We start from the raw sequence: 21,010 nt of genomic DNA, 5'->3' as shown, positions 1-21,010 counted from the left end.
CCGGCAGGAGACAGGCGGGATGCGCTACGAACTCTATCGTGATGCGGGCGGGCAGTGGCGCTGGCGCCTGCGCGTCCAGAACGGCAACGTGATTGCCGATTCCGGCGAGGGCTATATGCGCCGCGAAGATTGCGAGCGCGGCATCGCCCTGGTGAAGAGCAGCGGCGAGGCCTCCATCGTCGACATGACGACGAAGATCGCCTGATCCGCACGTCCGACCGCACGACCTGAAATTCCCGCGCAACCGTTTCGACCTTTCGCGCGTTCTCGCTCCCGCGGCACGCCGGCTTCGGCGTGGCCGCTCGCGTTTGCCGCAGAGGGAATGCACACTTGCTCAAGAAATTCCTCATTGCCGCGCTGATGGTCCTGGGCCTCGCCGCGGTCGCTCCGCAGGGTGCCTCGGCCGCTCCGGTCGGCCCCTCGGCCGCGCTGGTGACCGACGCTGCGCCCGCGACCGCTGAAAAGGCGCAGTACTATTACCGCCGCGGCTGGGGCCCGCGCCCCTATTACGGTCGCCGCTTCTACGGCCCGCGCCCGTTCTACCGTCGCCCGTACTACCGCCGTCCGTATTACGGCCCGCGTCGCTTCTACGGCCCGCGTCGGTTCTACTACTAAGCTCATCGATCCGCGCGGGGGCGCTGTCTCGCTCCCCCGCCATCGACCGTTCGTCGAAAAGCCCGAAGCGCGATTGCTTCGGGCTTTTTCGTGTTCGCGTCTCGGCGGGCCGGATTCCGTCCGGTGCTTTCCGAAGTGGCCGGTCGGATATAGGATCGTGCTCAGGTGAGCGGGTCCGCGAGAGACGGGCCGCTCCGGAGGACGCCCATGATCGATCTCGTGACGCGGCAGCGGCGCGCGATTGCGCCCGCGCGCACCCTGTCCTGGCAGGATATCCCCCTGGAGCTGTTCGTCTGTGCCGCGGCGATCTTTCTCGCCGCCGGGCTGGAGCTTTTCGGCCTGATGCCCTGACGGCGCCTCTCGCGTTTCGCCGCCTCTGGCGCGGGGCCGGCGGCCGTGCTTGGCTGGCGCTCAACGCATCGTCGAATCGGCGGTAAGGGGGGAGCGATGACACAGGCGATCGATGTGGGCGATGCGCATCCTATCGGCGACCTCACGGTGCGCACCATCGCCATGCCGGCCGACACCAACGCCAACGGCGATATCTTCGGCGGCTGGGTGCTGTCGCAGATGGATCAGGCCGGCGGCATCGCCGGGGTCGAGCGGGCGCAGGGCCGGGTCGTGACCGTGGCCGTCGATGCGATGACCTTCATCCGGCCCGTGCGGGTCGGCGACGTGCTATGCGTCTACACCCGGATCGGGCATGTCGGGCGCACCTCGATGAAGATCCATCTCGAAGCCTGGGCCCGGCGCTTCCAGACGCAGCTCCGCGAGAAGGTGACCGAGGCAACCTTCACCTTCGTCGCCATCGACGAGGCGGGCCGTCCGCGTCCGATCCCGAGCGGGAGCTGAGGCGCCACGCATTGGCGCTTCTCGGCGCAACGGTCTAGAACCGCACACGACGTCCCCAAGCTCCCGAGTCCGCATGCCCGCCACGCCCCGCGCCGCGATCATCCCGGTCACCCCGTTCCAGCAGAATTGCACCCTGATCTGGGACGATGCCACCAAGGTCGGCGCTGTCGTCGATCCCGGCGGCGACCTCGACCGGATCGAGGCGGCGATCCGCTCGCAGGGCGTCACGGTCGAGAAAATCCTGCTCACCCACGGCCATATCGACCATGCCGGCGGCGCCGCCGAGCTGAAGGAGCGGCTCGGCGTGCCTGTCGAGGGGCCGCACGAGGCCGACAAGTTCCTGCTCGACTCCCTGTCCGAAGCGGGCGCCAGTTACGGCCTCGACGGCGCCCGCGCGATCACGCCGGACCGCTGGCTCGCCGAGGGCGACAGCGTCACGATCGGCGGCCTCACCTTCGACATCTGGCACGCCCCCGGCCACTCCCCCGGCAGCGTCGTCTTCATGAGCCGCGACGCCCGCTTCGCCCTCGTCGGCGACGTGGTGTTCCAGGGCTCGATCGGTCGCACCGACCTGCCGGGCGGCAGCCACGAGCAACTGATCCGGATGATCAAGGAGAAGGTCCTGCCGCTCGGCGACGACGTCGCCTTCATTCCCGGTCACGGACCGACGGGGACGCTGGGCCAGGAGCGAACGACGAACCCGTTCCTGCAAGGGTGAGCGCTCGGGCGCACGCCCGCCAAAGGGATTCGAGGCCAACGCGGCAGATCGGTCGTCGAGCCTAACGGGAGTTTAACGGAACCGCGTCAGAAATCAGTCCTCCGAGGCGCTTTCCCAACGCGAAAACCGATGCAAAATCAGAGGGGAACGCCTATATGAGGTGGGCACGGACATAGCAGGCGCGCCCGGCCCGGCCGGGCTCGAAAACAGGCTCACGAGCCGCCTGCCCGAGGAATTTCATGGCTGACTCCCCGAACACCGAACACGCCGACAGCTACGGCGCGGAATCGATCCGCGTGCTGAAGGGCCTGGATGCCGTGCGCAAGCGGCCGGGCATGTATATCGGCGACACCGACGACGGCTCCGGCCTCCATCACATGATCTACGAGGTGGTGGACAACGCCATCGACGAGGCGCTCGCCGGCCACGCCGACCTCGTCACCGTGACGCTGAACGCCGACGGGTCCTGCACGGTCTCCGACAACGGTCGCGGCATCCCCACCGACATCCACAAGGAGGAAGGGGTCTCGGCCGCCGAGGTCATCATGACCCAGCTCCATGCCGGCGGTAAGTTCGACCAGAATTCCTACAAGGTCTCGGGCGGCCTGCACGGCGTCGGCGTCTCGGTGGTCAACGCGCTCTCGGTGAGCCTCAAGCTGCGGATCTGGCGCGCCGGCAAGGAGCACCGGATGGAGTTCCGCCACGGCGACGCGGTCGCGCCCCTGGAGGTGGTCGGCCCTGCAGGCGACCGGCGCGGCACCGAGGTGACGTTCCTGCCGAGCCCCGACACCTTCACGATGACCGAGTTCGACTTCGCGACGCTGGAGAAGCGTTTGCGCGAACTCGCCTTCCTGAATTCCGGCGTGCGCATCGTGCTCACCGATGCACGGCACGCCGAGCACAAGCGGGAAGAGCTCTGCTACGAGGGCGGCGTCGAGGCGTTCGTGCGCTATCTCGACCGCTCGCGCAAACCCGTCGATGGCATGGCAAAGCCCGTCACCGTCCTGGGCGAGCGCGACGGCATCCGCGTCGAGGTGGCGTTCTGGTGGAACGACTCGTTCAACGAAACGGTCCTGCCGTTCACGAACAACATCCCGCAGCGTGACGGCGGCACCCACATGGCGGGCTTTCGCGCCGCCCTGACGCGCCAGTTGACCGGCTACGCCGAGTCCTCGGGAATCGCCAAGAAGGAGAAGGTCTCGCTCACCGGCGACGATTGCCGCGAGGGCCTGACGGCCGTCATTTCCGTGCAGGTGCCGGACCCGAAATTCTCCTCGCAGACGAAGGACAAGCTCGTCTCGTCCGAGGTCCGTCCGGCGGTGGAGAACATCCTCAACGAGGGCCTCTCGACCTGGCTCGAGGAGAACCCGGCCCAGGCCAAGTCGGTGATGGGCAAGGTCGTTCTGGCCGCCGCAGCCCGCGAGGCGGCGCGCAAGGCGCGCGAGACGATCACCCGCAAGGGCGCCCTCGACATCGCCTCGCTCCCTGGCAAACTCGCCGATTGTCAGGAGCGCGATCCGTCGAAATGCGAGTTGCTGCTGGTGGAGGGTGATTCCGCCGGCGGCTCGGCCAAGCAGGGCCGCGATCGGACCTTCCAGGCGGTCCTGCCCCTGCGCGGAAAGATCCTGAACGTCGAGCGCGTGCGCGCCGACCGGATGCTGTCCTCGGCCGAAATCGGCACACTGATCACCGCGCTCGGCGCCGGCATCGGCCGCTCCTCGACCGATCGCGAGGGCTTCAACCCGGACAAGCTGCGCTATCACCGCATCATCATCATGACCGATGCGGATGTCGACGGTTCGCATATCCGCACGCTGCTGCTGACGTTCTTCTTCCGGCAGATGCCGGAGATCATCGAGCGCGGGCACCTCTACATCGCCCAGCCGCCGCTCTACAAAGCCGAGCGCGGCCGGCGCGCGCTCTACCTCAAGGACGAGCGGGCGCTGGAGGATTACCTGATCGATCAGGGCGTCGACGGCGCCGTGCTGCGGCTCGCCTCGGGCACCGAGTTCGGCGGCGCCCAGCTCAAGACGCTGGTCGAGGAGGCGCGCGCCTTCCGCAGCGTTCTGCACGGGCTCCATACCCGCTACGACCGCGCGGTGGTCGAGCAGGCGGTCCTGGCCGGCGCCTTCGCCAAGGATGTCGCGGAGAATCCCGGTGAGGCCGAGGTTCTGGCCGACCGCACCGCCAAGCGTCTCGATCGGATCGCCGACGAGATCGAGAAGGGCTGGACCGGTGCGGCGTCGGAAGGCGGCTACGAATTCAGCCGGACGCTTCGCAGCGTGAAGCAGGTCGCCACCCTCGACGCGACACTGCTCGCCTCACAGGAGGCCCGGCGCCTCGCCGAGCGGGCGGAAACCCTTCGCGAGATCTACGAGGAGCCGGTGACGCTGTCCCGCAAGGGAGACGAGACCGAATTCTACGGCCCCGTCGGCCTGTTCGAGGCGGTGATGGCGTTCGGCCGCAAGGGTCTTCAGCTTCAGCGTTATAAGGGCCTGGGCGAGATGACCGCGCAGCAGCTTTGGGAGACGACGCTCGACCGCGACGTGCGCTCGCTGCTGCAGGTGAAGGTCAAGGACACGACCGATGCCGACGACCTGTTCGTCAAGCTCATGGGCGATATCGTCGAGCCGCGCCGCGAGTTCATTCAGGAAAACGCACTGAGCGTGGCCAATCTCGACGTCTAAAAACGAATGGCCCGAGAAGCGGTCGACCGTATTCTCGGAAAAGACGGCGCTAAAACAGCGAGATAGGGCGCCTCCCTGAATCGGATATTCCGAGCGGTGCCCTGATCGTCGCGATGGCGCGGGTCAGGCCCGCGCCGCCAACCCGTCCGGCAGCCCGTCGAAGGAATCGATCAGGAAGGCACGGGCGCGGCTGACACGGCTCTTCACCGTGCCGACCTGACAGCCGAGCCGTTCGGCCGCCTCCTCGTAGGTGAAGCCCTCGGCGCCGACGAGCAGGAGTGCCTGCCGCTGCGGCAGCGGCAGCGTGCCGATCAGGTTCATCACCATCCGCAGCCCCGCCGCGTGCTCCTGATCGGGATGCGCGGTGAGCGTGCCGGCATGGACGCCATCGGCATCTTCCACCTCGCGGCGCCCTTTGCGGATCTCGGTGTAGAACTGGTTGCGCAAGATGGTGAACAACCACGCCGTGAAGTTCGTGCCCGGCGTGAACCGCTCCCGATTCGCCCAGGCCTTGACCATGGTCTCCTGCACGAGGTCGTCGGCCCGAGTTGGGTTAGCGGTGAGCGAGATCGCAAAGGTGCGCAGCATCGGCAGCGCCTTCACGAGATCGTCCCGGAAGACGGCCTCCACCTCTCCGCCATGCGCCGTGAGCGCAGTCTCGAACTGCTGCAGAAGCTCGGCGAGCCGCCCCGGAAGGGGCGCCTGACTCGCAAGATCGAAGTAGTCGCGCAGGGCAAAGGTCAGGTGCCCCGCGACAGCGTTTGCCGTTTCACCCTGGATTGAGCCGGGACCTTTCGGCAATGTGTGGTGAAGCGGTTCGTCAGGCATCCAGAGCGGTACCTCGGCAAAGGCGGGAACATTGGGAGTAGCCATTGCTCGGTAGCAATTTAAAAATGAACTAATCCTAAACGGCGCCACAACGGCGCCTATCCGTGCGCTGCCGCCAGCTCGATTGCATGCAAAACGAGCGGGTTTGTTTCTGATCTTTTCTAGAAAATTGCTGGGTTCGGCAAAATTCGAAGCCGAAGCTTGAGCCTCTTCTGGATCTACTTTCAGCTCAGCCGCACCGGCCTGCCGGCATCGGCACGATGCGTGGCCCGCGACGGGCGGTAAGGAGCCATCCAGGGAGGGTCGTTAAAGCCGAATGGATGCGGAGAACACGGACAGCATCCCCTTGGCATCCGCCGCCTCCGGCATAGCTTCGCAGGCGGCGCACTCCGTTCGAGACGCCGTCGCGGGAGGCCCGGATGCTGGAAGAGTTCAAGAAGTTCGCGTTGCGCGGCAACGTGGTCGATCTCGCCGTGGGCGTGATCATCGGCGCGGCGTTCGGCGCGATCGTCAACTCGCTGGTTCAGGACGTGATCATGCCGATCATTGGAGCGATCACCGGCGGCCTCGATTTCTCGAACTACTACATCCCGCTCTCGTCCAAGGTGCAGGCGGGCATGCCCTATGCCGAGGCGAAGAAGGTCGGCGCGGTGATCGGGTACGGCCAGTTCCTGACGCTGGCGGTCAACTTCACCATCATCGCCTTCGTGCTGTTCCTGGTGATCCGCGCCATGAACGCGCTGAAATCCCGTGAAGAGGCCAAGCCGAAGCCCGAGGCCGAAGTGCCGACTGAGGTGAAACTGCTCGCCGAGATCCGAGACCTGCTGGCAACGCGACGGACGTGAGCGTCCTACTTCCCTCTGCCCGCATCCTCGTCAGGAGCGACGCCGAAGGCATCGAGAATTCGGTCGAGCGCCTGCTCGACGGCGTCCGTGCCCTCCTCGTGCGTCTTCAGCCGCGTCTCGAGGCGGCGGATCTGCGGCTCGAACTTCTCCGGCACCGACGGTTCGTCGCCAAGAAATCGCGGTCCGGGAGTCGTCTCGGTCAGCACACCACGTAGCTCGTGGCCGAGGTGATCGCGAACGGATTCCGGCAGCGGCGAGCTATCGGGAAGCTTTTCGGGTGTGGTTTCGGGGCCGCTCATCTTCAGTCCTGATCTATCCGAGTGTTGTCTCGCATCAATAAACGATCAAAGACATGGACCGTTGCGTCCGACACCTCGCGTCCTGTCGGCAAGGGTGTGATGCTGTGTTATCTCGGCAGACGAGGCATAAAAACGGCCCCGGCACGGAGTGCCGGGGCCGGATCGTGCTGCCCAGTGCGGGCGACTATCGGCTCAGTGCTTAGTCGAGCACTTCGATGATGCGGTGACGGCCATCAACCAGCACCGGACGGTCGTTGACGACCGTGTAGCGGGTGCCGCGGGTCACGTTGTACTCGTTCGGGACATCGTAGTAGGTCACGCCCGAGGACGGCAGGGTGGAGCCGACGACGACGCGGCCGTCATAGTCGTAGGAGCGAACGTTGCGCTCGCGAACATACGAACGGAAGCGCGGGCGATCCTCGACACCGAGAATACCGCCGATCGTCCCGGTGGCCGCGCCGACTGCACCGCCGACGATCCCGCCGATTGGGCCAGCCGCCGCCGCGCCTTCCTCAGCACCGCGCTCGGCACCGCGCAGGGTGCCTTGAGCCTGAGCCGCCATGGGCAGAGCAAGGGCAATGGCCGAGGCGGCGAGAAGGGTCTTGATCTTCATTCGGGTCACTCCGTCGTTCTGACGTCCGCCGCAACCTGAGCGCAGCGAAGCATGGGCCAGTAACGCCCGAGCCTCGAATTCGGATGCATGGAAAATCGAGAAAGGCCGAGTTTGCCGGCATCTGCCTGAATCGGAGGCCGAGCTTCTCGGAAGCTCTCGCACGACGACACGGATGCTTCCGCCGTGTCAGGCGGGCGGGCACTCGGACAGGAACTGTCCTATCCGCTCCAGGGCAAGAGCGATGTTCTCGGCGGAGTTGGCGTAGGAGAGGCGCAAATACCCCTCGCCGTGGACACCGAAATCCGGTCCGCCGATCACCGCGACGCCTGCCTCGTCAAGGAGCGCGGTGGCCAGTGCCTTCGCCTTCCATCCCGTCCGAGCGATGTTCGGGAAGGCGTAGAACGCGCCCTTCGGTGTGACGCAGGAGACGTTCGGCAGTCGGTTCAGACCGTCCACGATAAGTCGTCTGCGCCGGTCGAATTCAGCGACCATCGCCGCGACGCAGTCCTGAGGGCCGTCGAGGGCGGCGACACCGGCCCATTGCGTGGCGGCGTTGACGCAGGAGAAGGAGTTCACCGCGAGCTTGCGGGCGGCGTCGTAGAGGGGTTTCGGCCAGACCGACCAGCCAAGCCGCCAGCCCGTCATTGCGTAGGTTTTCGAGGCGCCGTCGAGATGGATCAGCCGGTCGCGGATCTCGGGATAGGCGAGCAGAGAGACATGCCTCTGCCCGTCATAGGTCATGGTGCCGTAGATCTCGTCCGAGAGAACGGCGATGCCGGGATGGGCCGCGAGACCTTCGACGAGCGCATCGACCTCGATCTTCGGCGTGACGCCGCCGGTCGGGTTGGCCGGCGAGTTGACGATCAGGAGGCGCGTGCGCTCCGTGATCAGCGAGAGCGTTTCCTGCGCCGAGAAGGCGAAGCCGTTGGCCTCGCGGATCGGTACCGGCACCGGGGTCGCGCCGGTGAACTCGATCATCGAGCGGTAGATCGGAAAGCCAGGGTCTGGATAGAGGATCTCAGCGCCGGGTTCGCCGAACATCAGGATCGCCACGAACATGGTGACCTTGCCGCCCGGCACGATCATCACCGCATCGGGCGAGACCTCGACGCCGTGGCGGCGATAGAAGTCCCGCACCACCGCTTCGCGGAGCGGCGGGATGCCGACGGCCGGCGTGTAGCCGTGATGGCCGTCGCGCAACGCCTTGATGCCGGCCTCGACGATATGGGCCGGCGTCGGAAAATCCGGCTGGCCGATGCCGAGATTGACGATGTCGCGGCCCTGCGCCGCGAGCGCGCCCGCACGGGCGAGCACCGCGAAGGCGTTCTCCTCGCCGATCCGGCTAAAGGAAGGCACGATCCGCAGCATGGTCTCGACCTTCCCTCAGGCGCCGGCGGGCGCCGGATGTCAGCCGTTGGTGCGCTCGGCCAGACGGCTCGCGGCGAACGAGATCGCGCCGCCGACGACGAACAGGATCGCGAACGTCTTGACCGCCGCGTAGAACAGGGCCGGCTCGATCCCCGTATCCGTGAAGAGCACGGCGCAGACGGCCGCGATCGGGATGAGCAGCACGATGGAGAGCGGCACCAGCGGGTTCATTCGACGTCACTCGCGTTCGTTGAGGGACCGCGGCGCGGCCCGAACAATAATGCGGAGCGGTCTTAGCATCGCCGTTCCGCCGGAGGAAACTCCCACGCTTCAGAATCTATCAGCGACTCAACGGCGCTTGACCCAACGAACGTCGATCAAGCTGGGATGCGCACCGTGGCCCGCAGGCCGCCGAGCGGGCTATCGTGCAGCGCCACGTCGCCTCCATGGGCGCGGGCGATGTCGCGGGCGATGGCGAGCCCGAGCCCCGAGCCGCCGGCATCCTGGCGCGCGTCGTCGAGCCGCACGAACGGTTTGAACACCTCCTCACGGCTCTCGACCGGGATGCCGGGCCCGTCGTCGTCGATCGCGACGAGGAAGGCGCGGTGCTCGCGTTTGCCCGAGATCGCCACCGTGTCGGCGTAGTGCGCGGCGTTGGCGGCGAGGTTGAACAGGCAGCGGCGCATGGCGTCCGGCCGCACGGTGACGAGGGGGCTGCCCTCGATCTCGACGGCCTCGACATGGGCGCCGAGCCGCTCCACGTCGCTGCGCAGGTCCTCCAGCAGAATCCTCATGTCGGTCTCGGCGGCGGTCTCGGCCGAATCGCCGCGAGCGAAGGCGAGATAGCCCTCCAGCATCCGGCTCATCTCGTCGACGTCACGCTGGAGATCCTCGACCTCAGGCGTTTGCTCGACCAGGGCGAGGGAGAGTTTGAAGCGGGTGATGATGGTGCGCAGGTCGTGGCTCACGCCGTTGAGCATCGCCGTGCGCTGCTCCATGGCGCGCTCGATGCGCCGCTTCATCTCGATGAAGGCATGGCCCGCCTGCCGGACCTCGCGGGCCCCGCGGGGCTTGAACTCGATCTCGCGGCCCTTGCCGAACCCTTCCGCCACCGCCGAGAGCCGCAGGATCGGCTTGATCTGGTTGCGCAGGAAGAGGATCGCCACGCCGAGCAGCACCAGCGAGGAGCCGGTCATCCAGAGCAGGAAGATGTGCGAGTTCGAGGCGTAGGCCTGATTGCGCCGGGCCGTGACCCGCATCACCCCCTCGGGGATCGCCACGCGGATCTCGATGAGGTTTGAGCGCCCCACCGTGTCGATCCAGAACGGGCGGCGGATCTGGCGGCGGATCTCTTCCGACAAAACCTCGTCAAGGATCGAGAAGAACGGCCGCGGCCCCGGACTCGGCAGCTTGGCGCCCTTCAGGATGTCGATGTCGAGATTCAGCCGCTCGCCGGCGATGCGCGAGAGCGTCTCAGCGTTCTTGTCCTGCGGATAGGACTCGTAGATGTCCATCAGCGCGGCGATGTCGGCGGTCACAGCCGCCGAGAGCCGGCGAGTCACCAGTTGCCAGTGCCGCTCCATGAAGGTGTAGGCGATCACCGATTGGAGCAGCACCATCGGCGCGATGATGATGATCAGTGAGCGGGCGTAGAGCCCCTTCGGCAAGGCATCGCCGATGGCCCGGCTGATGCGCCGCCAAAGCTTCCTGATCCGGCCGAAGACTCCGCCGAGCGCGCCGGTCCGGCGGGGGTCGGTCCTGGATTCGCCCGATGAGAGGCCGGCGGGGGCCGCCATGGAATCCTCAATCGATGGCGAGGCGGTAGCCGACGCCGCGAACGGTGTGCAGGAAGCTCGGATTGGCCGGATCCGGCTCGATCTTACGACGCAGGCGGTTGATCTGCACGTCGATGGTGCGCTCGGCCGCCAAGCCGCCATTGCCCGCGAGCGTCTCACGTTCGACATTGCCGCCGCGTGCCTGGGACAGCATCGTCAGGATCTCGCGCTCGCGCTCGGTGATCTTCACCGGTTCGTTCTCGCGGCGCAACTCGCCGCGGTCCGCGCGGAAACTGAAGGGTCCGAAGCTGACCGCGGCGTCGCCGGAGGCCCGCGTCTCGGGGGCGGCGTGGCGCCGGATGATGTTGTTGAGCCGCAGGATCAGCTCGCGCGGCTCGAAGGGCTTGGGCAGGTAGTCGTCGGCGCCGATCTCCAGGCCCGTCACCCGGTCGTTCGGGTTGGAGCGGGCGGTCAGCATCAGGATCGGCACCCGCGAGGTCTCGCGCACCGAACGGGCATAGTCGAACCCGCTCTCTCCGGGCATCATCACGTCGAGCACGAGGGCGTCGAACACGAAGCACTGGCCGCGTGAGCGGGCCTCGGCCGCATTCGCGGCGGCCGTGACGCGGAACCCCTGCTCGGAGAGGAAGCGGGACAGGAGTTCGCGCACCCGCCGGTCGTCGTCGACGAGCAGGATGTGGGGGGCATGGTCCGGAAGCTCGGGGCGCGCCTTCACGGCGGTCTCGACCGACATCAGGCGCGCCCCGTCGCGCGGCGTGCCATCAGCCGTCGGATCGCGGCACGCTCCGTCGGTTCGATCATCGCCAGCAGAAAATCCTGGGCGGAGGCGGCACGGGTTCCGCGCCCGCCGTCGTCCTCCTCAGCCGGCGCATCGAGCGCCCGCACGATCCGGCGCACCTGGACCTGAGTCAGGTCGGCTGTCAGCGCGCGGCCGGACGGGGTGCAGAACAGGAGCCGCTGACGCCGGTCGCTCGTGCCGGTCTGCTGCTCGACATAGCCTTGATCGATCAAGTCCTTCAGCACCCGGTTGAGGCTCTGCTTCGTGATCCGCAGGATATCGAGGAGTTCGGCGATGGTGAGGCCGGGATAGCGATCGACGAAGTGCAGCACCCGGTGATGGGCGCGGCCGAAACCGTACTGCGCCAGGATCCGGTCGGGGTCGCCGACGAAATCGCGATAGGCGAAGAACAGAAGCTCGATCAGGTCGTCGCTGTCGCCGCCCGTCGCATGGCAAGCCGGGCGAGGCGTCTCACAGGATACCTTTACCGCTGTGTCGGCGTCTGACGTCATCGCACGGTCCACGTCGTGAAAACCTCGTCGGGCTTCGGTCGATCGCAAAGCTTCGGACGGCCTCGGAAGGCTCGGGAAGATAAGTCAGTGTTGTTGACATATCTCAGCCCCGTTGCTACCCGTCAACCCTGCCGGCAGAGCGGCCCGCGGCCTTGTCCTGCGTCCCCGCACCGGCTCCTGCCCCACCCTGCGACCCCGTGCTTCGCCGAGGCCGCGCAGAGGAACTTCGAGACATGTCCGTGATTCCCTTCGATGAGCGCGAAGGTACGATCTGGTACGACGGCGTCATGGTGCCGTGGCGCGAGGCGAAGATCCACGTGCTCAGCCACGGTCTCCACTACGGATCGTCGGTGTTCGAGGGCGAGCGGGCCTATGGCGGCCGCATCTTCAAGAGCCGCGAGCATTCCGAGCGCCTGCGCCGGTCGGCCCAGCTCCTCGATTTCGAGATCCCGTACACCGTCGATCAGATCGAGGCGGCCAAGGCCCAGGTGCTGGCGACCAGCGGCCTTCAGGACGCCTACCTGCGCCCCGTGGCGTGGCGCGGCTCGGAGATGATGGGCGTCGCGGCGCAGAAGAACACCATCCATCTCGCCATCGCCGCCTGGGAATGGCCGAGCTACTTCGATCCGGCGACCAAGATGAAGGGCATCCGCCTCGATATCGCCGATTACCGCCGGCCCGATCCGCGCACGGCGCCCTCCACCTCGAAGGCGGCGGGCCTCTACATGATCTGCACGATCTCGAAGCACCGCGCCGAGAACAAGGGCTATGCCGACGCCTTGATGCTCGATTGGGAAGACAACATCGCCGAATGCACCGGCGCCAACGTCTTTTTCATCGTCGACGGCGTGATCCACACGCCCCTGGCCGACCGCTTCCTCAACGGCATCACTCGCCAGACCGTGATCGAACTGGCCAAGCGCCGCGGGATCGAAGTCGTCGAGCGGCGCATCCGCCCCGAGGAGATGACGGGCTTCTCCGAGTGCTTCATCACCGGCTCCGCCGCTGAGGTGACGCCGGTCTCCGAGATCGGACCCTACCGCTTCACGCCGGGTGCGCTGACCAAGGCGCTGATGGACGACTATCTCGCCGAGGTGCAGCCGCGGGCGGTTGCCGCCTGACGGTCTTGCCGCGAGGTTCAGAGCCCACCGCGAAGCACGGAACTTCGCGGCGAGCCCTGCGTTCATGAGAACAATTCATGAACGCGGAGAATGCGTCGATGACGGGCAAGACGACCAAGGACCAAGCTGCGGCCGAGAACCCGAAATCCGACCCGACCGACGAGTCGAACCGGATCAAGGACCCGGACGAGTGGACCACCGGGTCCGAGCCGATGACGGGCGCGCAGGCCTCCTATCTCAAGACTCTGTCCGAGCAGGCCAAGACGCCGGAGGCCTTCGAGGTCGATCTCGATAAAGCGGAGGCCTCCAAGCGCATCGACGCCTTGCGCAAGGAGACCGGCAAGGATTGATTGATCGCGAGGTCTCGAAGAGCACAATCCCTACACCGGCCGGCGAGGACGTGATCCTGGTCGGCCGGGCTGCTTGTAGCCGCCTCGGTGAGGCTCGGGTCGCATCTCGACCAAAAACTGGCACATTGTCTCAAATGCCTTGTCCTGGCTCGCAGAACGTCCCGGCGATGCGAGCGCGAGCTGCCGGATATCAAATCCGGGGCGATGCTCTAGATTCCTGTTTTACATCGACTTTTTTGGAATATCTGAGCCCGACCTTCGGGAAGCTGCGCGACTCCAACCATCAGGCCAAGCGGCTTTAGGGCAGATTTTCTGAGATCGTTTTAAGCCCGCTGCAAGTTTCAAGCGGTAGTTTGCCGGAGGATCCCTTATTTTGGAACGATCTGCCGTGTCTCTATTTTCGTCAGTCCGGCATATCTTGGGCTCTGCCGCTCAGCCGTTCGCCCTCTTTCGGCGCTTCTCACAGGATGAGCGCGGAGCGACGGCGATCGAATATGGTATGATCTGCGTCTTCGTCGGTCTTGCGATCGTTACAGGAATGCAGACGTTCGGGAGCGTTCTCATGGAGGCGCTTCCCAAGACGGTCCAGTTTCCCAAGTGGGAATAAGTGTCTCTCACAAAACTTCCGCTGCGCTGTCCTCGCCAGAGCGAGAGCCATCGGTAAGTGGGCGTTGTGTGAGGCACTCCAAAGCTGTCCCTCCCGTTCCTCGGATACGATTTCCGTTTAGTTGCGTCGGGTTTTGCCTCGCTCCATCATCGTGAGCCGGAGCCCAAGCGATACGCCCTCGGATCTCTTCGAGCAGCTTGCCCGATCAGGCCAAGCCGCTCACCGTCTTCGACCGCCAGCCTCGATCCCACCTGCAATGGTCCCACTCGCTGTGTCGTCTGCGAGGCCGCCGACGGATACGAGCGAGAACGGCTCAAAGCACTGATCGCGCTTGGCTGCCCAGCGCACCGGCCGGCGCCACCCAAAAGCCTCCGCCCATGAAAAAAAGCCCCGCCTAGCGGCGGGGCTTTCCTTTGACGTCCGCAAGCCGGACCCGATCAGGCCAGGATGTCGCGATCCTTGGTCTCGGGGATGAAGATCAGGCCGATCACGAAGGTGAAGAGCGCGATCACGATCGGGTACCAGAGGCCGAAATAGATGTCGCCGGTCTGGGCCACCATGGCGAAGGCGGTGGCGGGCAGGAGACCGCCGAACCAGCCATTGCCGATGTGGTAGGGCAGCGACATCGATGTGTAGCGGATCCGGGTCGGGAACAGCTCCACCAGCGCGGCGGCAATCGGGCCGTAGACCATCGTCACATAGAGCACGAGGATCGTCAGGATGCCGACGACCGCGAGCTTCTGGCCCGTGAAGATGTCGATCGGGTTCGAGGCCTTGATCACCGTTGGATTGGACGCCGCGGACGGGTAGCCGGCCTCCGTCAGCGCCGCCGGCACTGCCTTGGCGAAGTTCGGATCCGCGACGGGGAAGTCCTTGCCGTTGATGCTGACCACGGTCGGCGTGCCGGCCGGCTGGTTCTCGGTGGTGTAGTTCACGGCGGAGCGGGCGAGCAGCGCCTTGGCGACGTCGCACTCCTTGGTGAACTTGGCGGTGCCGACCGGATTGAACTGGAACGAGCAGTCGTCCTTGTTCGTCTTCACCACCACCGGCACGTTCGCCTGGGCCGCGTGCAGGGCCGGATTGGCCTGGGCGGTCAGCATGTTGAACAGCGGGAAGTAGGTGAGTGCCGCGATGAGGCAGCCGCCGAGGATGATCGGCTTGCGGCCGATCCGGTCCGAGAGGCCGCCGAAGAACAGAAAGCCGCCAGTGGCCAGGATCAGCGACCACGCGATCATGATGTTGGCCGTGAACTGATCGACCTTCAGAATGCTCTGCAGGAAGAACAGCGCGTAGAACTGGCCGGTGTACCAGACCACGGCCTGGCCGGCGGTGAGGCCGAGCAGCGCCAGCAGCGCCCACTTCGCGTTTTTCCATTGGCCGAAGGCTTCCGACAGCGGCGCCTTGGAGTGGGTGCCCTCTTCCTTCATCTTCTTGAAGGCCGGGCTTTCCTGCATCTGCAGGCGGATCCAGACCGAGATGCCGAGCAGCACGACCGAGACGAGGAACGGAATGCGCCAGCCCCAGACCTGGAAGGCGGTGAGCGTAGTCGTGGTGCCGTCCGCGTTGGTTACGGTGGTGGCCGGATAGGCGCTGTTCACGTAGCCCTGTGTCGACAGGATGATGATCAGCGAGAGCAGCAGGCCGAGTGTTGCCGTCGTCTGGATGAAGGCGGTGTAGAATCCGCGCCGTCCCATCGGAGCGTGCTCGGCCACGTAGACGGCGGCGCCGCCGTACTCGCCACCGAGGGCGAGGCCCTGGAGCATGCGCAAAGCCAGCAGCGTCACCGGCGCGATCCAGCCGACATTGTAGGCCGCGAGCGTCGAGTAGGAGGGCAGTAGGCCGACCGCGAAGGTCGAGATGCCCATGATCAGGATCGTGACGAGGAAGGTGTACTTGCGGCCGACCATGTCACCGAGCCGGCCGAACACCAGGGCGCCGAACGGCCGCACGAGGAAGCCCGCGGCGAAGGCCAGCAACGCGAAGATGTTGCGCGTCGCCTCTGGATAGGCGGAGAAGAATTGCGCGCCGATGATCGCGGCGAGCGAGCCGTAGAGATAGAAATCGTACCACTCGAAAACGGTCCCGAGCGAGGAGGCCATGATGACCTTCTTCTCGCCCGCAGTCATCGGCCTGACTGCGTCCGCGGACCGCGCTACTGCGGTTGCCCCAGCCATCTTTGTCGTTCCTCCAGGTCACATGTGTGCGGGCGTCCGGTTCACCGGCTTCGACCCACCTCATGCGCTCGGCGCATGCACGCGCCTGTATTACCGCATGCCTCGGAGCTGCCCAATAGGTAAATCGACGTGAAAGATGCGTCGTTGACAGAATTCGCGTCGCTGTAACGGATGAAAGCGTGATGCACGCAAAATGGGCGCGGCCTCACCGGCCGCGCCCTTCAGGGTTCGAGTGTGTCCAAGGCTCAGTGCGCGTGGGCGCCCGAGGCTCCGATGCCGGTCTCCGAGCGGACGAACTGAGCATCGAAGGCGGCGCGCTCGCGGTCGGCCCGGCGGGTCCGGTCGATCTTCGAGACGCCCCAGATCGTCAGGAACGCCAGCGGCATCGAGAACAGGGCCGGGTTCGCGTACGGGAACAGCGCCGCGGGATGTCCGAAGGTCTTCACCCAGACCGCGTCGGACAGCACCACCATGACGACGGCCGCCACGAGGCCGACGAGGCCGCCGGCCAACGCACCCCAGGTCGTGGTGCCGCGCCAGAGGATCGACATGGTCAGGACCGGGAAGTTGCAGCTCGCCGCCACCGAGAAGGCGAGCCCGACCATGAAGGCGACGTTCTGGTTCTCGAAGACGTAGCCGAGATAGATCGCCACGATGCCGATGCCGACGGCGGAGAGCTTGGAGAGGTTCACCTCCGCCTTCTCGGTGGTGCGACCGCGGGCAAAGACCTGCGCGTAGAGATCGTGGCTGATCGCCGAGGCGCCGGCGAGCGTCAGGCCTGCCACCACCGCGAGGATGGTCGCGAAGGCCACCGCCGAGATGAACCCGAGGAAGTACGGCCCGCCGACGGCGTTGGCGAGGTTCACGGCGACCATGTTGGTGCCGCCGACCATGTCCTTGAGCTTGTCGTAGGTCGTGCCGTCCGCGCCGAGCTTGAAGTAGCTCGGATCGGACATCAGCAGGGCGATGCCGCCGAAGCCGATGATGAAGGTGAGGATATAGAAGTAGCCGATCAGGCCGGTGGCGTAGAAGACCGACTTGCGGGCGGCCTGGGCGTCCGACACCGTGAAGAAGCGCATCAGGATGTGCGGCAAGCCGGCGGTGCCGAACATCAGGCCGACGCCGAGCGAGATCGAGTCGATCGGGTTCGAGACGAGCCCGCCAGGCGCCATGATGGCATCGCCCTTGGGATGCGTCTGCACCGCGGTCGCGAACAGTTTCTCTGGGCTAAAATCGTAGAGGTAGAGGACGGCCCCGGCCATGAAGGTCGCGCCGCCGAGCAGCAGACAGGCCTTGATGACCTGCACCCAAGTCGTCGCCTTCATGCCGCCGAAGGCGACGTAGATGATCATCAGCGCCCCGACGATCACGACGGCGTAGAGGTAGTCGAGGCCGAACAGGAGCTGGATCAGCTTCCCCGCGCCGACCATCTGCGCAATCAGGTAGAAGGCCACCACGACGAGGGTGCCGGTCGCGGAGATGATGCGGATCGAGGTCTGATCGAGGCGGAAGCTCGCGACGTCGGCGAAGGTGAACTTGCCGAGGTTGCGCAGCCGCTCGGCGATCAGGAACAGCACGATCGGCCAGCCGACGAGGAAGCCCGTCGAGTAGATCAAGCCGTCGAAGCCTGAGGAATAGACGAGCCCCGAGATGCCGAGGAAGGAGGCCGCCGACATGTAGTCGCCGGCAATCGCCAGGGAGTTCGTGCGCGCCGAGATGCCGCCACCGGCGGCGTAGAAGTCGGAGGCCGACTTCGAGCCCTTCGCCGCCCGGTAGGTGATGCCGAGGGTAAACAGCACGAAGAACAGGAACATGAAGATGGCGGGCCAGTTGGTGGCCTGCTTCTGCACGGCCCCCATATCGGGTCCGGCCGCGAGCGCCGAAACCGTGCCGAGCGCGAGGCTCGCGCCGAGAAGGACGAGACGGATCACGCGATGGCTCACTTGGCGAGGCTCCGGATGAGGTCGGCCGAGAGCCGGTCGTAGCGGGTGTTGGCGCGGGCGACGTAGATGCCGGTCAGCACGAAGGCGAAGACGATGACGAACATGCCCATGTAGAAGCCGAGCGAGGCGGTGCCGCCGACCTTGGTGGCGAGCAGCGCCTTGTCGAAGGCGATGAGGCCGATGAAACCGAAATAGACCACCAGCATCAGGCCGGTCAGAATCCAGCCGAAGCGCGTGCGCTCGTGAACCAGCGTCTTGAAGATCGGATGTTCGGCGATGCGATCGAGCCGATGATCGGGCTCGGGCATGTGGGGGGCTTCCGCCCCGTGAAGCGTGCGCGCGTCCGATGTCGTGGATGGCGCCACGGTCTTGATGGTGCTCATGAATCTCCTCCCGCACGATCCTGAACCGGCGCCGCGGCGGGCCGGGGATCGACTGTTTATTCTGTCACCGTGGCAACGAGAGCGTCGGCGTTCGCCCCCCCGTGCAGACCGGGACCGCAGCGTCCGAAGCGTGCGTCCGGCTCGGCAGGGCGGGGCCTAGAGCATCGTGTCGCATACCGGATCCAGTATGATGCTCTATCCTCTTGTCTTCACATCGCTTTTTTCGAAAATCGGTGGCCACCATTCGGAACGATGCTCACTCGGCCCCGATCGCGGGTCAGGCCCGAAACGGCTCCGGCCGCGCGCGGCGGCCGGAACGGTCGTCCTCCGCTCAGGCCGAGCGGTTCTGCCGGTTTTCGATCAGATCGTCGACCACCGCCGGCTCGGCCAGCGTCGAGGTGTCGCCGAGCGAGCCGAAATCGTCCTCGGCGATCTTGCGCAGGATGCGGCGCATGATCTTGCCCGAGCGGGTCTTGGGCAGGCCCGGCGCGAACTGGATCAGGTCGGGCGAGGCGATCGGGCCGATATCCTTGCGGACCCAGGTGACGAGCTCCTTGCGCAACTCGTCCGTACCCTCCTCGCCCTCATTGAGGGTGACGTAGGCGTAGATGCCCTGGCCCTTGACGTTATGCGGATAACCGACGACCGCGGCCTCCGAGACCTTCGGATGCGCGACGAGCGAGGATTCGACCTCGGCCGTGCCCATGCGGTGGCCGGAGACGTTGATGACGTCGTCGACCCGGCCGGTGATCCAGTAATAGCCGTCCGCATCACGGCGTGCGCCGTCGCCGGTGAAGTAGAGGTTCTTGTAGGTCGAGAAGTAGGTCTGCTCGAAGCGCTCGTGATCGCCGTAGACGGTGCGCATCTGGCCCGGCCAGCTATCCTTAATGCAGAGGTTGCCCTCGCACGGACCGTCGAGTTCCTTGCCCTCGGCATCGACCATCACCGGCTGCACGCCGAAGAACGGACGGGTCGCCGAGCCGGGCTTCAGCTTGGTGGCACCGGGCAGCGGGGTGATGAGGATGCCGCCAGTCTCGGTCTGCCACCACGTATCGACGATGGAGCAGCGGGAATCGCCGACGACGCGGTAATACCAGTCCCAGGCCTCCGGGTTGATCGGCTCGCCGACCGAGCCCAGCACCCGCAGCGAGGCACGCGAGGTCTTCTTCACCGGCCCCTCGCCGCCGCCCATCAGGGAGCGGATCGCGGTCGGCGCAGTGTAGAAGATGTTGACCTTGTGCTTGTCGATGACCTCCCAGAAGCGGGAGTTCGACGGGTAGGTCGGGATGCCCTCGAACATCAGCGTGGTCGCGCCGTTCGCGAGCGGGCCGTAGACGATGTAGCTGTGGCCGGTGACCCATCCCACGTCAGCGGTGCACCAGTAGATGTCGCCGTCGTGGTAGTCGAAGACGTACTGGTGGGTCATCGCGGCGTAGACAAGATAGCCGCCGGTGGTGTGCACCACGCCCTTCGGCTGGCCGGTCGAGCCCGAGGTGTAGAGGATGAAGAGCGGGTGCTCGGCCTCCACGGCCTCGGCTGGGCACTCATCGGTCACCTGCTCGGCGGCCTCGTGGTAGTAGACGTCGCGGCCGGGCTCCATCGCCACGTTGCCGCCGGTGCGCTTCACCACGATGACGTGGTCCACGAGATCCTGATCGAGGCGCTTGATCGCCTCGTCGACATTGGCCTTGAGCGGCACCTTGCGCCCGCCGCGCAGGCCCTCATCGGCGGTGATGACGAGCTTCGAGCCGCAGCCCTTGATCCGGCTCGCGAGCGAATCCGGCGAGAAGCCGCCGAAGACGATGGCGTGGATGGCGCCGAGACGCGCGCAGGCCAGCATCGCGTAGGCGGCCTCGGGGATCATCGGCAAATAGAGCGTGACGCGGTCACCCTTGCCGACGCCGCGGTTGCGCAGGACGTTGGCCATCCGGCACACTTCCGCGTGCAACTGCCGATAGGTGATGTGCTTCGACTCGTTGGGATCGTCGCCCTCCCAGATGATCGCGGTCTGGTCGCCACGGGTCTCCAGATGACGGTCGATGCAGTTGAGCGCGACGTTGGTCTTTCCGTCCTCGAACCACTTGATCGAAACGTTGTCCGGCGCAAAGCTCGTGTTCTTGACCTTGCTGAACGGTGTCGACCAATCGATTCGCTTGCCGTGCTCGGCCCAGAACGACTCAGGATCAGCGACGGAGGCCGCGTACATTTCCTGATACTTGGCGTCGTCGATCAGAGCCCGCTCCCGCCAGGCATCCTGAACGTCGATGACCTTCTCGCTCATTGTAATTTCTTCCCTGCCGGTGCCCGATCGTATCGCGAAGGTCCGCGCAGCCGGGGCTTCCTCAAAACTCTTAAGCGCAGTTGAATACAGCCGGCAAGCACCAAAAAGTCGAGTTCGGCGATTTTGCGCAATCGAGTTGTGCAATATTTCATTGTAGATGATGCAGAGGCAGCCCGGCTACCTCGGCAAGACCGGGAAAGGCTTGTCGCTCAACAAGAATTCGTCGAGTCCAGCCGAACG

At 65.7% G+C, this 21,010-nt stretch carries 22 protein-coding genes; 10 read left to right on the top strand and 12 right to left on the bottom strand.

All coding sequences use genetic code 11. The features are described 5' to 3' along the window. Positions 1–19: 19 nt before the first annotated feature. The 6 genes from LPC10_RS12875 (at position 20) to gyrB (ending at position 4,872) form a co-directional block, all read left to right on the top strand. Complete coding sequence (locus LPC10_RS12875; protein WP_096485510.1) at positions 20–205, top strand: DUF1508 domain-containing protein; 186 nt, start codon at positions 20–22, stop codon at positions 203–205. Between the two features lie 125 nt (positions 206–330). Beyond that, positions 331–615, top strand: coding sequence for a hypothetical protein (locus tag LPC10_RS12870; RefSeq protein WP_231342077.1), 285 nt, complete (start codon positions 331–333; stop codon positions 613–615). 207 nt (positions 616–822) lie between these two features. Next, entirely contained in the window at positions 823–966 is a 144-nt protein-coding gene (locus LPC10_RS12865) for a hypothetical protein (RefSeq protein WP_231342076.1), read from the top strand. Positions 967–1,062: 96 nt separating this feature from the next. Beyond that, positions 1,063–1,467, top strand: a complete 405-nt coding sequence (locus LPC10_RS12860) for an acyl-CoA thioesterase (protein ID WP_231342075.1) — start codon at positions 1,063–1,065, stop codon at positions 1,465–1,467. 73 nt (positions 1,468–1,540) lie between these two features. Then, positions 1,541–2,185 carry an MBL fold metallo-hydrolase gene (locus tag LPC10_RS12855; protein WP_231342074.1) on the top strand — a complete coding sequence of 215 codons (645 nt, stop codon included), beginning with the start codon at positions 1,541–1,543 and terminating at the stop codon, positions 2,183–2,185. A 239-nt stretch (positions 2,186–2,424) separates the two neighbouring features. After that, positions 2,425–4,872: a DNA topoisomerase (ATP-hydrolyzing) subunit B gene (gene gyrB, locus LPC10_RS12850; protein WP_231342072.1), complete on the top strand. Its 2,448-nt coding sequence runs from the start codon at positions 2,425–2,427 to the stop codon at positions 4,870–4,872. Positions 4,873–4,995: 123 nt separating this feature from the next. Here the strand turns inward: gyrB and LPC10_RS12845 are convergent, their stop codons facing one another. Then, entirely contained in the window at positions 4,996–5,700 is a 705-nt protein-coding gene (locus tag LPC10_RS12845) for a sigma-70 family RNA polymerase sigma factor (RefSeq protein ID WP_231342070.1), read from the bottom strand. A 419-nt stretch (positions 5,701–6,119) separates the two neighbouring features. Between LPC10_RS12845 and mscL the strand changes: the two genes are divergently transcribed. Then, positions 6,120–6,545: a large conductance mechanosensitive channel protein MscL gene (mscL, locus tag LPC10_RS12840; RefSeq protein ID WP_231342068.1), complete on the top strand. Its 426-nt coding sequence runs from the start codon at positions 6,120–6,122 to the stop codon at positions 6,543–6,545. Positions 6,546–6,550: 5 nt separating this feature from the next. On the opposite strand, the gene LPC10_RS12835 is transcribed toward mscL, so the two are convergent. The 7 genes from LPC10_RS12835 to LPC10_RS12805 all read right to left on the bottom strand — a co-directional run bounded on the left by LPC10_RS12835 (position 6,551) and on the right by LPC10_RS12805 (position 11,923). Then, positions 6,551–6,844, bottom strand: coding sequence for a hypothetical protein (locus LPC10_RS12835; protein ID WP_231342066.1), 294 nt, complete (start codon positions 6,842–6,844; stop codon positions 6,551–6,553). Positions 6,845–7,043: 199 nt separating this feature from the next. After that, positions 7,044–7,457: a DUF1236 domain-containing protein gene (locus tag LPC10_RS12830; protein ID WP_108940480.1), complete on the bottom strand. Its 414-nt coding sequence runs from the start codon at positions 7,455–7,457 to the stop codon at positions 7,044–7,046. 186 nt (positions 7,458–7,643) lie between these two features. Continuing rightward, positions 7,644–8,825 (bottom strand): pyridoxal phosphate-dependent aminotransferase, encoded by a 1,182-nt coding sequence (locus LPC10_RS12825; protein ID WP_231342064.1) that lies wholly within the window; start codon positions 8,823–8,825, stop codon positions 7,644–7,646. A gap of 39 nt (positions 8,826–8,864) precedes the next feature. Next, positions 8,865–9,056: a hypothetical protein gene (locus tag LPC10_RS12820; RefSeq protein WP_017485854.1), complete on the bottom strand. Its 192-nt coding sequence runs from the start codon at positions 9,054–9,056 to the stop codon at positions 8,865–8,867. 146 nt (positions 9,057–9,202) lie between these two features. After that, complete coding sequence (locus tag LPC10_RS12815) at positions 9,203–10,621, bottom strand: ATP-binding protein (protein WP_231342062.1); 1,419 nt, start codon at positions 10,619–10,621, stop codon at positions 9,203–9,205. 7 nt (positions 10,622–10,628) lie between these two features. After that, on the bottom strand, positions 10,629–11,354 hold the full coding sequence (locus tag LPC10_RS12810; protein ID WP_231342061.1) for a response regulator: 726 nt from the start codon (positions 11,352–11,354) through the stop codon (positions 10,629–10,631). Beyond that, a complete protein-coding gene (locus LPC10_RS12805) occupies positions 11,354–11,923 on the bottom strand; it encodes a MarR family winged helix-turn-helix transcriptional regulator (RefSeq protein WP_231342059.1) in 570 nt (189 codons plus the stop codon). Before LPC10_RS12805 ends, LPC10_RS12810 begins: the two co-directional genes overlap by 1 nt. A gap of 221 nt (positions 11,924–12,144) precedes the next feature. Between LPC10_RS12805 and LPC10_RS12800 the strand changes: the two genes are divergently transcribed. The 3 genes from LPC10_RS12800 (at position 12,145) to LPC10_RS25685 (ending at position 13,989) form a co-directional block, all read left to right on the top strand. Beyond that, positions 12,145–13,032 carry a branched-chain amino acid aminotransferase gene (locus tag LPC10_RS12800; RefSeq protein WP_231342056.1) on the top strand — a complete coding sequence of 296 codons (888 nt, stop codon included), beginning with the start codon at positions 12,145–12,147 and terminating at the stop codon, positions 13,030–13,032. Positions 13,033–13,130: 98 nt separating this feature from the next. Beyond that, entirely contained in the window at positions 13,131–13,382 is a 252-nt protein-coding gene (locus LPC10_RS12795) for a DUF3072 domain-containing protein (RefSeq protein WP_231342054.1), read from the top strand. Positions 13,383–13,881: 499 nt separating this feature from the next. After that, the gene (locus LPC10_RS25685; protein ID WP_370644723.1) at positions 13,882–13,989 is read left to right on the top strand and encodes a hypothetical protein; all 108 of its coding nucleotides are present in this window, start codon (positions 13,882–13,884) and stop codon (positions 13,987–13,989) included. 437 nt (positions 13,990–14,426) lie between these two features. Here LPC10_RS25685 and LPC10_RS12785 read toward each other — a convergent pair whose 3' ends face one another. From LPC10_RS12785 to acs, 4 genes are all read right to left on the bottom strand, one after another. After that, positions 14,427–16,163, bottom strand: a complete 1,737-nt coding sequence (locus tag LPC10_RS12785) for an MFS transporter (RefSeq protein ID WP_108940474.1) — start codon at positions 16,161–16,163, stop codon at positions 14,427–14,429. A 245-nt stretch (positions 16,164–16,408) separates the two neighbouring features. Next, positions 16,409–18,094, bottom strand: coding sequence for a cation acetate symporter (locus tag LPC10_RS12780; RefSeq protein WP_231347031.1), 1,686 nt, complete (start codon positions 18,092–18,094; stop codon positions 16,409–16,411). Between the two features lie 8 nt (positions 18,095–18,102). Then, entirely contained in the window at positions 18,103–18,489 is a 387-nt protein-coding gene (locus tag LPC10_RS12775; RefSeq protein ID WP_231342052.1) for a DUF485 domain-containing protein, read from the bottom strand. A 331-nt stretch (positions 18,490–18,820) separates the two neighbouring features. After that, positions 18,821–20,770 carry an acetate--CoA ligase gene (gene acs, locus LPC10_RS12770; protein WP_231342050.1) on the bottom strand — a complete coding sequence of 650 codons (1,950 nt, stop codon included), beginning with the start codon at positions 20,768–20,770 and terminating at the stop codon, positions 18,821–18,823. Positions 20,771–21,010 lie beyond the last annotated feature (240 nt).

Origin of the sequence: Methylorubrum sp. B1-46, assembly GCF_021117295.1 — a bacterium.
In the GTDB taxonomy this organism is placed as follows: domain Bacteria; phylum Pseudomonadota; class Alphaproteobacteria; order Rhizobiales; family Beijerinckiaceae; genus Methylobacterium.
The sequence above is the reverse complement of the archived record's forward strand: the minus strand, read 5'-3'. Positions and strand labels throughout refer to the sequence as shown.